Genomic DNA, 14,436 nt, shown 5'->3' on the forward strand with positions numbered 1-14,436 from the left:
GCTTAAACAGTTGTGAATCCAGATATATCCTCAGTCCGCCACGGAGCGGTCGCGCGCGCCGTCACGGCCACGGCCGCCACCACCCGGGATTGCAGTCGCACACGGGCCCGATTCGCTCCGGTGGCTTCCGGCGATGGCCTCCGCTAAGGTCCGCGCTTCCATTCGATCCGGAGTATGAATTGCGCGCGATCCAGTCAGCCGCCGTCGCCGTCCTGCTGCTCGCGGGAGCGTGTGCCGGACGTTCCCCGGAACCGAACGTGCCGCCGCCGACCACGGCGCGGTTCGTGATCACCTCGGCGCCGGTTCTGAATCCGGACCGCGAGGGCAAGTCGGAACCGGTGGTCGTCCGGCTTTTCAGGCTGCGGAAGGCCGAGGGATTCCAGCAGGCGCAATTCGACGATCTGGTCGAGGGCGCCGACGAGAAGACGCTCGGCCCCGACCTGGTCGGAACGGTGGAGTTCACGATCTATCCCGGCCAGACCGAAACCCTGACGCGCACGCTGGACCCCAGCGACCGCTGGCTGGGGATCGTGGCGGCCTATCGCGACCCGGCAACGGCGAAGTGGCGCGACCTGGTCCAGATGCCGCCGAGCCGGACCACGGAGATCGACCTGAAAGTCGGTCCGCGCGCCATCCTCGCCCGCTCCCGCGACGGCTGATCGCTTCCGGCCGCCCGCCGCCTTGATGCCGCCGCCCACCTCCTTATAGTGACGCGGCGTCCGAGCCTTGAGGTGCCGATGGAACTAGTCTTTCGCGACGATGCCTATGCGCAGCGCTGCACCGCGACGGTGACCGGCGCCGGGCCCGACGGCATCCGCCTGGACAGGACCGTCTTCTACGCGACCGGCGGCGGCCAGCCGGGCGATGTGGGCCGTCTGGCCTTCGGCAACGGCGGCTGCGCCGTCATCGGCACCGTCTACGATCGCGACAGCGGCGACATCCTCCATCTCGTGCCCGACGGCGCCCCGCTGCCGGCGCCGGGCGACACCGTCACGGCCGAACTGGACTGGGAGCGCCGCTTCCGCCACATGCGCGTCCACACCGCGCTGCACCTGCTCTGCGCCGTCATCCCGGGCGGCGTAACGGGGGGCCAGATCGGCGACGGCCGCGGCCGGCTGGACTTCGACCTGCAGGACACCGCCCTCGACAAGGAGGCGGTCGCCGCCGAGCTGGCGCGCCTCGTCGCCGCCGACGCGGCCGTAACGACCCGCTGGATCACCGATGCCGAGCTGGAGGCCCAGCCCGAACTGGTGCGCACCATGCGCGTGAAGCCGCCCAGCGGCAGCGGCAAGGTCCGTCTGGTCGAGATTGCCGGCATCGACCTGCAGCCCTGCGGCGGCACCCACGTCGCCCGCACCGGCGAGATCGGAACAATCACGGTCGGCAAGATCGAGAACAAGGGCCGCCACAACCGGCGGATCAACATCGCCCTGGCGGAGTGACCGATGGCCTACGCGAAACCCGAAGCGCTCGTCTCCACAGCATGGCTTGCCGACCACCTCGACGATCCGAACGTGCGGATCATCGACGCCAGCCATCACCTGCCGACAACCGGCCGCAAGCCGCGCCCGGAATACGACGCCGAGCACATCCCCGGCGCTGCCTTCTTCGACATCGACGGCATCGCCGACCAGACGACCGACCTGCCGCATATGCTGCCCGACGCGGCGACCTTCGCTGAGGCCGTCGGCAGGCTCGGCATCGGCAACGGCCACAAGGTCGTCGTCTACGACACGATCGGCACGACGGGTGCCGCGCGCGTCTGGTGGACCTTTCGCGCCTTCGGCCATCAGGATGTGGCCGTCCTCGACGGCGGCCTGCCGAAGTGGAAGGCCGAAGCGCGCCCGCTCTCCGCGGACCCGGCAAAATACCCGCCCGAAACCTATGCCGCGACGCTCGACGCCGGCCTGGTGCGCAGCCTCGATCAGGTCCGCGACAACATCGACGCGCGCCGCGAACAGGTGCTGGACGCGCGCAGCCACGGCCGCTTCCGCGGCACCGATCCCGAACCCCGCGCGGGCCTGCGCAGCGGCCACGTACCCGGCAGCTGCAACCTGCCCTCGACGGAGCTGTTCCAGGCCGACCGCAGCTTCAAGCCGGCGGAGGAACTGGAGCGGCTGTTTCGCGACGCCGGCATCGACCTCGGCCGTCCGATCGTCACGACCTGCGGATCCGGCGTCACGGCGGCGGTGCTCGCGCTCGGCCTCTACCTGATCGGCCGCGACGACGTCGCGGTCTATGACGGCTCGTGGAGCGAGTGGGGCGGTCGCCCGGACGTACCGGTCGAGACCTCCGCCTAGACCACACGCACGCCTCGTGCCGTGCCCTCGAAACCCACTGTAGCGGAAGGCCACCACCGGCGATGAAGGACGACACGATCATCACGCATTCCGGACGTCACCCGGAACGGCACTTCGGCGTCGTCAACACGCCGGTCTTCCGCGCCTCGACGATCCTCAATCCGACGGTCGCGGACCTGAAGGCGCCGAAGGGCCTGCGCGACCCGCGCTACGGCCGGCGCGGCACCCCGACGGTCTTCACCCTGGAGGATGCCGTCGCCGAACTGGAAGGTGCGCACGGCACCGTCGTGACACCGTCCGGCCTCGCCGCGGTGACCACGGCGCTGCTCGCCTTCCTCCAGACCGGCGACCACGTCCTGATGGTCGACTGCGTCTACGGCCCGGCGCGACGCTTCGCCAACACCTTCCTGAAGCGCATGGGCATCGAGACGACCTTCTTCGATCCCACGATCGGCGCCGGCGTCGCCGAGCTCGTCCGCGACAACACGAAGGTCCTCTACCTGGAGGCTCCCGGCTCGCAGACCTTCGACATGCAGGACGTCCCGGCGATGTCGGCTGCGGTGCGGCCGCGCGGCGTGAAGGTCCTGATCGACAACACCTGGGCGACGCCACTCTTCTTCAAGCCGTACGAGCACGGCGTCGACGTCTCGATCCACGCGGGCACCAAGTACATCGTCGGGCATTCCGACGCGATGATCGGTGTGGTGACGGCGAACGAGGAGAGCTTCGACGCGGTCCGCGATTCGTTCGATACGCTCGGCGCCTGCGCCGGACCGGACGACGTCTATCTCGCGACACGCGGCCTTCGCACCATGGCCGTGCGGCTGCGCCAGCATCAGGCGACGGCGCTGAAGATGGCGCAGTGGCTGCAGACCCGGCCGGAAGTGTCTCGCGTCCTCTATCCCGCCCTGCCGGAAGATCCCGGGCACGCGATCTGGAAGCGCGACTTCCTGGGCGCTTCCGGCCTCTTCGGGGTCGTGCTGAAGCCGGTGTCCGACACGGCCGTCGCGGCGATGCTGGACGGCCTCGAGCTCTATGGGATGGGGGCGAGTTGGGGCGGCTACGAGAGCCTGATCTTGCCGACCGATGCGCGGCCCTACCGGACGGCGACGGCCTGGGCACCGGAAGGTCCGACGCTGCGTATCCACGCGGGCCTGGAAGATGTCGGCGATCTCATCGCCGACCTCGAGTCGGGTTTCGGCCGCCTGAAGCAGGCGACCTGACGTCGGCGGAAATGGCGAGGGGCCCGCTCGCGGGCCCCCGCCTCAGAACCAGGAGAAGATCGACGAAATCCGGGCGGGCCGACTGTAGCGCGGTGCAACGACGCAGATGAGACGGTCGACCTCCTGGCCGTCCGAGGCCAGCGGGTAGGACACGCGCTCAAAACTCGCTGCGCCTTTCGCGGTGGCGTCGACGTGGCCACGGGCATAGCGCGGCAACGCCATCGAGATCACGTCGCGGAGATGGTCCGCGCTCGTGTCGCGCCCATCGGACAGATAGTTGGCCGCACCGGCGCGGCCGAACAGGTCGGCATGGTGCTGCCCGACCAGCCGCGTGGCGAAGCGAACCGACGCGCCGTCGCGGACCACGTCGACCAGCATGACGTGCGCGAGAAGGTCGGCGATCTCGATCGGGTCGATGTCCGTCGCGCCCGGCAGGCGACCCTCGTCGCAGCGGGAGCGCCAGAGGGCGTCGAACCGCGCCAGAACCGGATGGCTCAGGTCTTCGGAACGCAGCACATGCTCTTCGGCGACGGTCGTACGGTCGGGAACGGTGGCGTAGATGCGATGCTGCATGAGTCGGTTGCCTTCCGGTTCGTCGCTCGGGGTGGTACCCGCCGGCTCGTATCCTCATCTTCCGCGTACGGAGTGAATGCGCCGTTAATGAACTGACTAAGTCAGGTTTTTCGCGAAAATGTGGCACAGGGCGATCAGCTGGAACGGATGACCGAACATTCTGGACAGCCGGCGCCCACGGTTTGGGTCCTGCTCGGCCACCGCAGCGGCGACAACGGGCAGGCCCTGGCCCTGGCGGCGGCGCTCGGCTGGCCGTTCGTGCCGAAGCGCCTCCGCTACAACCGGCTGCACCACGCCCCGAACTGGCTACTGGGGGCGACGCGCCGACACACCGGGCCCGCATCCGACCCGATCGAGCCGCCGTGGCCCGACCTCGTCGTCGCGGTCGGCAAGCGCAGCGTCCCGGTCGCCCGCTGGATCCGGCGGCGGTCGGCGGGTCGGACGGCGCTGGTTCAGATCGGGCGCCCGTTCGCACCGCTGCGCGATTTCGACCTGATCGTCACGACGCCGCAATATGGCCTGCCGCCGCGCGCCAACGTGCTGGAACTCCTCCTCCCGTTGAACCGGCCAGATCCCGCGGCCATGACGGCGGCGGCCGAAGTGTGGGCCCCGCGTCTCGCCCATCTGCCGCGGCCGTGGACGGTTGTGCTGGTCGGTGGCCGGAGCGCACCCTACCGGATGGACGCATCCGCCGGCGCCGCGCTCGTGGCCGAGGCGGCCGCCGTAAGGCATGGCGGCAGCCTGCTGGTCACCACGAGCCCGCGCACACCGCCCGCAGCGGCCGACGCCATCGCAGCGGCACTGCAGCCGCCGTCCTTTCTGCATCGTTGGGCCCCTAACGCCGAGAACCCCTATCCTGCGCTTATGGCCCTGGCCGATGCCTTCCTCGTCACCGCCGACAGCGCATCCATGCTGGCAGAGGCCGCCTCGACCGGTCGCCCCGTCGCCGTCTTCGAGCCCGGCCCCCCTCGCCCTTCGATCCGGCCACCCGGCGCCGTCTGGCGATGGCTGGCGCGGTCCGGCATCGCTACGCCGCCGCGCAACATGGCCCGCCTGCAAAGCGCCGTGCGTATCGCCGGCGGTGCGGTGCCCGGATCGCGCGACGATCTGGCGCGCACCGTCGATCGTGTGAAAGCCCTGTTACTGCGACCGGGTCTCGACTACATGAGTGCCGCCTTGCCTGATGCTGCGCCGAAGGAGGCCGTAGAGTGAGCTATCTCGACTTCGATGCGCTCCGTGCCGTCGATGCGCTCGGCTTCCGGAATCGGAAGCCTTATCCCTGGCTGAATCCCGAGGGAATCCTGACCGATGCCGGCTTCCGGGAACTCTACGCGTCGCTTCCCGACGTCTCGATGTTCGACGAGATATTCGGCAAGGCGCGCAAACACGGCCAGATGAGCCACGACCGCTATACCCTGGAGTACAGGGACGGTCTCGATCTGCCGAAGCCCTGGGCCGATTTCATCGCGGAATTGAAAGGCCCGGAGTACACCGCCTTCGTCCGCCGCATGTTCGGCTGCCGCAGCTTCAAGCTGCGCATGCACTGGCACTATACGCCGGCCGGCAAGTCGGTGTCGCCGCACTGCGATTCCTTCAACAAGATCGGCTCGCAGATCTTTTATTTCAGCACGCCGGAAGACTGGGACCCGTCGTGGGGCGGCGAGACGGTCATCCTCGACGACCAGGGCAAGTTCCCCTACCGCTCCGCCCCGAAATGGGAAGATTTCGCCGACGCCAAACCCGCCCAGACCATGGGCAACCGCAGCCTGCTGTTTGCGCGCAAGCCGCATTCCTGGCACGGCGTACGCGCCCTCGCCTGCCCGCCCGGCAAGCTGCGCAAGGTCTTCATCCTGGTGTTCGAGTTCAACGGCATGGTGGACCAGACCATCGCCCAGATCCCTGTCCTGCGCGAAGCGTTCGCGGCACCGGCGACGGCCTGACGGGGCATGCCGACCGCCGCGACGCCCCGCGTCAGCGTCTTCATCCCCGCCTACAATCGCGAAGACCTGATCGGCGACGCGGTCGGCAGCGTACTCGCGCAGACGTTCCGGGACTTCGAGCTGATCGTCGTCGACGACGGCTCGACGGACCGGACCTGCGCGATCGTCGAGGCCTTTGGTGATCCGCGTGTCCGGCTGGTGTCGAACGGCGCCAACCTCGGCATTCCGGTCAGCCGCAACCGCGGCCTGGAACTGGCGCGCGGCGAGTATCTCGCCATCCTCGACAGCGACGACCGCATGCTGCCGGAAAGGCTGCAGCGTCAGGTCGGCTTTCTGGATGCGCATCGCGACCATGCGCTGATCGGCACCTGGGCCCGATTCATCGACGGCGAAGGTCGGCCGACGGGCCGGCGGCGGATCCAGCCCGTCGCACCCGCCGACGTCGACGCCCATCTGCTGTTCCGCTGCTGCATCAGCAACCGCTCCGTCATGGGCCGCACGGCAATCATGCGTGCCTACGGATATGACCCGGGCTTTCCGCGCTGCCAGGACTACGACCTGTTCGTCCGCATGTCGGGCGACAACATCCTCGGCAACCTGCCCGAGATATTGGTCGAGGCCCGACAGCATCACGGTCAGTTCACGCGCGCGACCTTCGATATCGGCGATCAACTGAAGCAGCGCATCGCCGCGCGACAGCTTGACGAACTCGGCGTTCGCTACGTCGCCTCGGATCTCGCAGCACATGTCGGCCTGTCGCGTACCCGGAAATCCGGCAGGATTCCCGACAGGGCGCTGCTCGACTGGGCTGAAGACTGGCTGGCGGGCCTGCTTGTCGCGAACCGCGGAGCCGGACGCTATGAAGACGCCGCCCTGGCGGACGCCGTCGCCGAGGTGTGGCTGAAGCTCTGTGCGGGGGCATTCGCCGGAGGACGGCGCCTCGGCTTCGGCCGCTTCTTCCGCTCGCCCCTGCGCCGCGGCGCGACCGCCGGCTATCGACGGAACCTCGCGGCCGCGGTCGTTCGGCGGTTCGCCGCCTCGCCCCCCGCCGCGGCGGCGGCCCGGAACCAGGGGCGAGAGTGACGCGGGAGTGACTGTCGGCCCCGTGCCGCGCTCCTTTTGCAACGCTGCGGGTGACATGCGGGCCACGCCCACCGAACCGCTCCGATTGGGGCTTGGCATAGGCGCGCTTCGCCGCTAGGCCTTGCCTTATGTCGGATTTTAGACAGACGTGTTGCCCTTCTATGTCGGGATGCTCATCCACCATGGATCGACGAGAGACCGATCTTTCGGCGGCGGTCTATATGGGCCTCGTCCTGGTGCCGCTGGCGGCACAGGTGGTCGCCCGCCTGCTCGACCCGTGGTACGGCGGCTACGTCGCCATGTTCAACGGCGAGGCCGGGTTCATCGAGTTGGGTACCGCCGCGCTCCTGTTTGCCGCAACGCTTCTGCTCGCGCGCACGTCGCGGCGGCTGTGGCGGGACGGGGAGCGGGCGAATGCCATCCTCGCCGCGATCCTTGCCTTCGGCGCCTTCGTCGTGATGGGCGAAGAGGTCAGTTGGGGCCAATGGCTGTTCCATTGGGACAGCCCCGACTGGTTCCTGACGCACAACGAACAGGGCGAGACGAACCTCCACAACCTGGCCTTCGTGAAGAAGGACATACCGAAGTGGCTGGTCGTGATCGGCATTGCCGTCTTCGGGGTGGTCATGCCGATGCGCGGCAGCCGGCGAGAGGGCCGGATCGGGCCGTTCGACGGCAAGATGCTGCCGACGACCGTGTGCGTGCCTGTGGCACTGGTGGTCGCCGTCTCCCACGTCGTGGTCAAACTCTTCTGGTGGATCGGAAGCATCGAACTCGAGCCGCTGATCGGCATCGACGTCCGGGAGGCGACCGAGTTCTACATCGCGCTTTTCGGACTGATCTACGCCATGTCGCTCGGAGTCCGTCTGCAGGCATTCGACCGCACGCGGCAGGTCGCCCCGACGCCGCGGCAGGCGGGGCATCCGATCCCGCGCGAGACGTCCGGTGCGAAAGCCCCGTCCGCATCACTCCCGGGAAAGACCGGCTGAGTGGCGATGCTCGGCTTCCGCGACGGGCATCCGGCCGCCTGCGCCGGCAGGGCGCGCCAGACGCATACAGCAAGCCGGCATCGCGTGTCTCGTGCCCTTGCGGCGTACCTGCATGCCGACCTACATCCCGCGCCGTCCCCACAATCGAGAGACGAATGAACCGCCGAAATCCCGACCTGCCGGCCGCGCTCTATCTCGGACTGATTCTCGTCCCGCTGCTGATGCAGATCGCGGCGCGCATACTCGCCCCCAACGATGCCGCTTATGAGGCGATCTTCAACGGCGAGATGGGCGTCGTCGAACTCGGCACGCTGGTGCTTCTGCTCGGCGCCTCGATCCTGCTGGGGCTTGAGGCGCGCCGACAGTTTCTTCGGGGAGAGCGGGCGACGGCGCTGTTGCTGGCGGTCCTCGCCTGCGGCGCATTCGTCTTCATGGGCGAGGAAGCCAGCTGGGGACAGTGGTTCTTCCAGTGGAGCAGCCCGGAGTGGTTCCAGGAGCACAATCTCCAGGGCGAAACCAACCTCCACAATCTCGGCTTCGTGAAGAAGAACGTCGCGAAGTGGGGGGTCATCGGCGCGATCGGACTCTTCGGGATCCTGATGGTCTTCCGCAATCCACCGCGGAGCGGACGGACCGGACCCTTCGACGCCCGGGTCCTGCCCACCCTGGCCAGCATGCCCGCCGCGATCGTCGCGGTCGGCTGCCATGTGGGCGCGAAGCTGCTTTGGCTCTTCTGGCAGCTCAACGACGAGGAGTTCACCGGTATCGACATCCGCGAGGCGAGCGAGTTCTACGTCGCGATGTTTCTGGTGATCTACGCCCTGTCGATGCGTCAGCGCTTCGCCTCGGCCGATGCCCGGCCCGCCGTGCAGGCGCCGTTCGTGAACGACCGCCGGTATCCAGCGGAGTGACGCAGCGGGTGTCTGCCGGGCGCGGCAGGACACGCTTCGACCCCACGGTGCGCCTCGCCGCCGATTGACTTATCCTCCCGGTCGAGACGGCGATCGGGAGTGAGACGTGGGACTTGAAGCGGGCGTATCGGAGACTGGCGAACCAGGGCTGCGCGAGCGCGTGAAGGCGCCGCCGTCCCCCGAACTGGTCGAAGCCTACTACGCGCCGGCCGTGGCCCGCGCGCTGCGCTGGTGCTTCGCCGCGGACATGCAGGTCCATCTGGCGCACGGGGTCATGCTGGCGGAGTGCGGCATCGTCGATGCCGCGAAGATCCGGCCGATCCTGGCGGCCGTGCGGGCGCTGCGCGAGGCCGGCCCCGGCGCCCTCGCCGTCGACCATACCCAGGAAGACCTCTACTCCTACGTCGAGCGCCACATTGTCCGCACGCTCGGCGTCGACGTCGGCGGCCGGCTGCACACCGGCCGTTCGCGCAACGACCTGAACGTGACCGTCTGGCGCATGGCGCTGCGCGACGCGCTGGTGGCGCTCCTGGACGATCTCGCCCGGTTCCGCGCCACGGTGCTAGACCGGGCGGCGGCCCATGCCGGGACCGTCATGCCGGGCTACACCCACAGCCAGCACGCCCAGCCGATCACCCTCGGCTACTATCTCGTCGCCTTCGCCGACGCCGTCGAACGCGATGCCCACCGCCTGACGGGCGCGCTGCGCCATGTCGACGCCTGCCCGCTCGGCGCCGGCGCGCTGGCCACCACGGCCTTCCCGATCGACCGTGATCGGACCGCGGCACTGCTGGGCTTCCCGGAACTGGTGGAGGTCGCCTACGACGCCGTCGCCTCGCGCGACGACGCGCTGGAGACGGTCTCCGCACTGGCCGTGCTGATGACCGGCCTCTCCCGCCTCGCCACCGACCTTCAGGCCTGGAACACCGCCGAATACGGCTTCATCGAGTTGGACGACTCGCATTCCAGCGTCTCCAGCATCATGCCGCAGAAGAAGAACCCGCAGGCGCTGGAATACGCCAAGGCCGCCGCCGGACAGGTGACCGGCGCCCTGGTCGCAGCCTTGTCCTCCGCCAAGAACACCGCCTTCGGCGACGTGAACGACGGAGTCACCTCGCTCAACGGCCCGGTCCTCGACGCCGTCGACACGACGGCCAAGACGATCCGGCTGCTCGATGCGGTCGTCGCCAAGCTCGCCGTGCGGCCAGAGCGCATGCTGCAGGCGACCGAAGACGGCTTCGGCACGGCGACCGAACTGGCCGACACAATCGTGCGCGAGACCGGCATGTCCTTCCGGCAGGCGCACGCCATCGTGGCACGCGTCGTGCGTGACGCCATCGCCAGCGGCAAGACCGCCGGACGGATCGACGTGGCCGACCTCGACGCCGCCGCGCATGCGGTTGTCGGTCGTCCGCTCGGCCTGTCCGCGGAGACGGTTCGCACCGCACTCGACGCGACTGCCAACGTGGCCGCGCGGACGGCGACCGGCGGCCCGGCGCCGGCCGAGATGGCGCGGATGCTGGCGGATCGGCGCACGCGCCTGTCGACGGACGAGGCGGCGACGGCGGCCGTGGCGACGCGCCTGAAACGTGCGGGCGAGATCTTGGAGGATGCTGTGGACGGACTGCTGAATGCCGAATGATGCCAGCCTCGCGCCGCCCTGGCGCATCGGCGTCGATGTCGGCGGGACCTTCACCGACCTCGTGCTCGCGGACGCGACCGGCGCCGTCCGCGTCTTCAAGGTGCCCTCCACCCCCGCCGACCCGGCGCAGGGCGTGCTCGATGCGATCGAACGCGCCGCCGAACGGCTCGGCCTGTCCGGCCCATCGGCCCTGCTCGAACGCTGTGAGCTCTTCGTCCACGGCTCGACGGTCGCGACCAACACCGCGCTAGAGCAAAAGGGCGCCAAGGCGGGTCTGCTGACCACCGCCGGATTCCGCGACAGCCTGGAGATCCGCCGCGGCATCCGCGAGAACCCGTGGGATCATCGCCCGCCGAACCCGCCCGTCCTGGTGCCGCGCCATCTGCGCCGCCCCGTGCGGGGCCGCGTCGACGCCTCCGGTGCGGAGATCGAGCCGCTGGCGCTCGAAGACGTCGAGGCCGCCGCCGAGATTTTCCGCAGCCGGGACGTCCGGTCCGTCGGCATCTGCTTCATCAACAGCTTCGCCGCGCCCGCGCACGAGCAGGCGGCGGCCGCGCGTCTCGAAAAGCTGCTGCCCGACGCCTGGATTTCCGTCTCCAGCGCCATCGCCCCGGTCGTCGGCGAGTATGAGCGCAGTTCGACCACCGCGCTGAACGCCGCCGTCGCCCCGCGCACGGTAGGCTATCTGCGCCGGCTCGAATCTCGCCTGCGCGATCTCGGCCTGCGCAAGCGCATGCTCCTCATCCAGAACAATGGCGGCGCGGCTTCGGTCGAACAGGTCGCCTCCAAGCCGGTCACCCTGCTCCTCTCCGGACCGGCGGCGGGCGTCGGCGCCCTGACCTCCTACAGCCGCGCCATCGGCTCCGACGACCTGATCTCCATGGAGATCGGCGGCACCAGCTGCGACGCCATGCTGATGGCCGGCGGGCAGGTCGCCGTGACCGACGAGTTCCAGATCGCCGGCTACCATCTCGCCCTGCCGTCCATCGACATCCACACCATCGGCGCCGGCGGCGGCACCATCGCCGGCGTCGACGGCGCCGGGCTGATGTATGCCGGCCCGGCCGGCGCCGGCGCCGTGCCCGGGCCCGCCGCCTACGGCATCGGCGGCACCGAGCCGACGGTGACCGACGCCCAGCTCGTGCTCGGCCGTCTCCGGCCCGGCCCCTATGCCGGCGGCTCCGTCACGCTCCACCGCGACAGGGCGCGCGACGCGATGGACCGGGTGTTGGCGACGCCGCTCGGCATCGACGTCGAGGCCGCCGCGGCCGGCATCATCCGGCTGGTCGAGCAGAACCTGCTGCACGCCGTGCAGCGCATCAGCATCGAGCGCGGCCACGATCCCCGACGCTTCGTCCTCGTCGCCTGCGGCGGCGCCGGACCGATGCACGGCGCCTCGGTCGGCCGCCTGCTCGGCTGCGCCAAGGTCTATATACCGCGGCTCTCCGGCGCCTTCTGTGCCATCGGCATGCTGCATGCGAATGTCCGCCACGACCTCGTCCGGGTGACCTTCGCGCCGCTCGACGACGCCGATCCCGAGCAGCTCGACCGCCGGTTCGCCGAGATGGAGGCGGATGCCCGCGAGATGCTGGCCGCCGACGGCTTCGACGACACTGCCAGCGGCTTCGCGCGCGCCCTCGACCTGCGCTACCGCGGCCAGCAGTGGGACGTGCGGGTGCCCCTCGACGAGGGGCGCATCCATGCCGAGCGGGTCCGCAAGGCGTTCGAGGCCGAGCACGAGCGGCTGTTCGGCCATCACCAGCCGGGCGGCCATGTCGAGATCACCAAGCTGCGCCTCGCCGCGATCGGCCGCCTGCCGCCGATCAGGCCGGCGGCCGCACCGGCGGCGACCGGCGCGCCCGAACCGGTGGAGCGGCGCCCCGTCTGGATCGACGCCGCCACCGGCTGGCGGGAGGTCGCCGTCTATGCCGGCGCCGACCTGCGTGCCGGGCACCGCCTGCCCGGGCCGCTGATCGTCGAGGAGGAGACCACCACCCTGATGATCGGCGCCGGCGACACGATCGAGGTCGACGCCGCCGGTAACTACGTCGTCCACCTGCCCGCCCCGGAGACGGCGCCATGAGCCCCAGACTGGACCCAGTCACCCTCGCCCTCACGCAGAATCGGCTCGACCATATCAGCCGGCAGATGGGCTGGGTCATGACGCGCACCGCGCGCAGCCCTATCTTCTCCCAGGCGCACGACTTCTCGTGTTTTCTGGCGGATGCCGAGGGCGTCCTCGTCTCCCAGGCAGACGGCATCCCGATCCACACGGGCGGCGGCGGCTTCGCCGTGCGGGCGCTTATCGCCGCCTTCGGCCACGACTTCCGCGACGGCGACGTGTACCTGCTGAACGATCCATACACCGCCGGCGGCAATCACCTGCCGGACTGGGTCATCGCCCGCCCGGTCTTCGTCGAGGGCCGGCTGTCCGGCTTCGCCAACATCCGCGCCCACCAGTCCGATATCGGCGGCGGTGCCGCCGGCAGCTACAATCCGGAGGCGACGGAGATCTTCCACGAGGGCATCCGCCTGCCGCCGCTCCTCCTCATCCGCGACGGCCATGTCCGCCAGGACCTCTGGCAGCTGCTGATGCTGAACACCCGCACGCCAGACCTGCTGGACGGCGACCTGCGCGCGATGATCGGCGCCACACGCATCGGCGCGGAACAGATCGCCGACCTCTTCGCCAGTCTCGGCGTCGCCGAAACCAACGCCTACCTGAAGGGCGTGCTCGACCATGCCGACCGCCGGCTCCGTGCCGCCGTCGCCCAGCTGCCCGACGGCGTCTATCTCGGCGAGGACCGGTTCGAGGACGACTGCTTCGTGCCGATGGACATCCCGATCAAGGTGGCGATCACGGTCCAGGGCGACGCCATGACCGTCGACTTCACCGGTTCCCACCCGCAGATCCGCGGCTTCAAGAACAGCTCCGTCGCGAACACCTGGTCGGGCGTCTACACGGCCCTGTCCTCCTTCCTCGGCGCCGACATCCCGCGCAACGAGGGCACTTTCCGATCGGTCGAGATCGTGGCGCCGGAAGGGAGCATCCTCAATCCGCGCCCGCCCGCGCCGATGACCATGAACACGATCGCGCCGGCTTGCGAGATCATCAACGCCTGCTGGGAGGCGCTGGGCAAGGCCGACCCGACGCGCAGCTGCGCCGGCTGGGGCAAGCCCGGTGCGCCGGTGACCTCCGGCACTTGGCCGGACGGGCGCACCTTCGTCATGTATCACTGGGCGGCCCAGTCCGGCGGCGGCGCCGTCGACGGCCGCGACGGCTTCCCGCAGCAGGGCGGCGTCAACTCGCTCTGCGGGCTGGTCATCCCGAATGCCGAGGCCTACGAGCAGCTCTACCCGGTGCGGGTCGTCCGTCAGGAGCTGCGCACCGACGCCGCCGGCGCGGGCGCCTTCCGCGGCGGCCCCGGCGTCGACTACGAGGTGGCGATACAGCGCCCGGTGCAGATCGCCTTCCGCGGCGAGGCCTATACCAGCCGCGGCGCCTTCGGCGTCGTCGGCGGCCGGAACGGCGCGACGGGCACAATCGCCTTCCTGCCGGAGGACGGCGGTGCGGCGATCAGTCCGAACGGCGGCTACGGCATCGTCCGCGTCGGCCCCGGCCGCATCCGCATCAGCTCGCCCGGCGGCGGCGGCTGGGGCGCCCCCGGCGATCGCGACCCGGCGCTCGTCCGCCAGGACGTCCTGGACGGCATCGTCAGCCCGAAGGCCGCCGCGGAGATCTACGGCATCGCCGGCCTGCCCGATCCGGTCTAGG

At 69.8% G+C, this 14,436-nt stretch carries 13 protein-coding genes; 12 read left to right on the forward strand and 1 reads right to left on the reverse strand.

The genetic code is table 11. From position 1 onward, the window contains the following. Window positions 1–179 precede the first annotated feature (179 nt). The 4 genes from tssJ to metC all read left to right on the forward strand — a co-directional run bounded on the left by tssJ (window position 180) and on the right by metC (window position 3,523). On the forward strand, window positions 180–659 hold the full coding sequence (gene tssJ, locus ABIE65_RS15600; protein WP_354078896.1) for a type VI secretion system lipoprotein TssJ: 480 nt from the start codon (window positions 180–182) through the stop codon (window positions 657–659). A 78-nt stretch (window positions 660–737) separates the two neighbouring features. After that, window positions 738–1,442, forward strand: coding sequence for an alanyl-tRNA editing protein (locus ABIE65_RS15605; protein WP_354078898.1), 705 nt, complete (start codon window positions 738–740; stop codon window positions 1,440–1,442). A 3-nt stretch (window positions 1,443–1,445) separates the two neighbouring features. Beyond that, entirely contained in the window at window positions 1,446–2,300 is an 855-nt protein-coding gene (gene sseA / locus ABIE65_RS15610; RefSeq protein WP_354078900.1) for a 3-mercaptopyruvate sulfurtransferase, read from the forward strand. Window positions 2,301–2,362: 62 nt separating this feature from the next. Next, entirely contained in the window at window positions 2,363–3,523 is a 1,161-nt protein-coding gene (gene metC / locus ABIE65_RS15615) for a cystathionine beta-lyase (protein ID WP_354078902.1), read from the forward strand. A 42-nt stretch (window positions 3,524–3,565) separates the two neighbouring features. Here the strand turns inward: metC and ABIE65_RS15620 are convergent, their stop codons facing one another. Beyond that, window positions 3,566–4,096 carry a PAS domain-containing protein gene (locus tag ABIE65_RS15620; protein WP_354078903.1) on the reverse strand — a complete coding sequence of 177 codons (531 nt, stop codon included), beginning with the start codon at window positions 4,094–4,096 and terminating at the stop codon, window positions 3,566–3,568. Window positions 4,097–4,243: 147 nt separating this feature from the next. Here ABIE65_RS15620 and ABIE65_RS15625 point away from each other — a divergent pair, with 147 nt between their 5' ends. From ABIE65_RS15625 to ABIE65_RS15660, 8 genes are all read left to right on the forward strand, one after another. Then, complete coding sequence (locus ABIE65_RS15625) at window positions 4,244–5,308, forward strand: mitochondrial fission ELM1 family protein (RefSeq protein WP_354078905.1); 1,065 nt, start codon at window positions 4,244–4,246, stop codon at window positions 5,306–5,308. After that, complete coding sequence (locus ABIE65_RS15630; RefSeq protein ID WP_354078907.1) at window positions 5,305–6,036, forward strand: 2OG-Fe(II) oxygenase; 732 nt, start codon at window positions 5,305–5,307, stop codon at window positions 6,034–6,036. Before ABIE65_RS15625 ends, ABIE65_RS15630 begins: the two co-directional genes overlap by 4 nt. Window positions 6,037–6,042: 6 nt before the next feature. Next, window positions 6,043–7,119 (forward strand): glycosyltransferase family 2 protein, encoded by a 1,077-nt coding sequence (locus ABIE65_RS15635; protein WP_354078909.1) that lies wholly within the window; start codon window positions 6,043–6,045, stop codon window positions 7,117–7,119. Between the two features lie 182 nt (window positions 7,120–7,301). Next, on the forward strand, window positions 7,302–8,108 hold the full coding sequence (locus ABIE65_RS15640; RefSeq protein ID WP_354078911.1) for a hypothetical protein: 807 nt from the start codon (window positions 7,302–7,304) through the stop codon (window positions 8,106–8,108). A 155-nt stretch (window positions 8,109–8,263) separates the two neighbouring features. Then, window positions 8,264–9,019 carry a hypothetical protein gene (locus ABIE65_RS15645; protein ID WP_354078913.1) on the forward strand — a complete coding sequence of 252 codons (756 nt, stop codon included), beginning with the start codon at window positions 8,264–8,266 and terminating at the stop codon, window positions 9,017–9,019. Window positions 9,020–9,125: 106 nt separating this feature from the next. Then, window positions 9,126–10,661, forward strand: coding sequence for an argininosuccinate lyase (argH, locus tag ABIE65_RS15650; RefSeq protein ID WP_354078914.1), 1,536 nt, complete (start codon window positions 9,126–9,128; stop codon window positions 10,659–10,661). After that, window positions 10,651–12,744, forward strand: coding sequence for a hydantoinase/oxoprolinase family protein (locus ABIE65_RS15655; protein ID WP_354078915.1), 2,094 nt, complete (start codon window positions 10,651–10,653; stop codon window positions 12,742–12,744). The genes argH and ABIE65_RS15655 overlap by 11 nt, the downstream gene beginning before the upstream one ends. Beyond that, window positions 12,741–14,435, forward strand: a complete 1,695-nt coding sequence (locus ABIE65_RS15660; protein ID WP_354078916.1) for a hydantoinase B/oxoprolinase family protein — start codon at window positions 12,741–12,743, stop codon at window positions 14,433–14,435. The genes ABIE65_RS15655 and ABIE65_RS15660 overlap by 4 nt, the downstream gene beginning before the upstream one ends. Window position 14,436 lies beyond the last annotated feature (1 nt).

The sequence above is a fragment of the Constrictibacter sp. MBR-5 genome, from assembly GCF_040549485.1.
In the GTDB taxonomy this organism is placed as follows: Bacteria; Pseudomonadota; Alphaproteobacteria; order JAJUGE01; family JAJUGE01; genus Constrictibacter.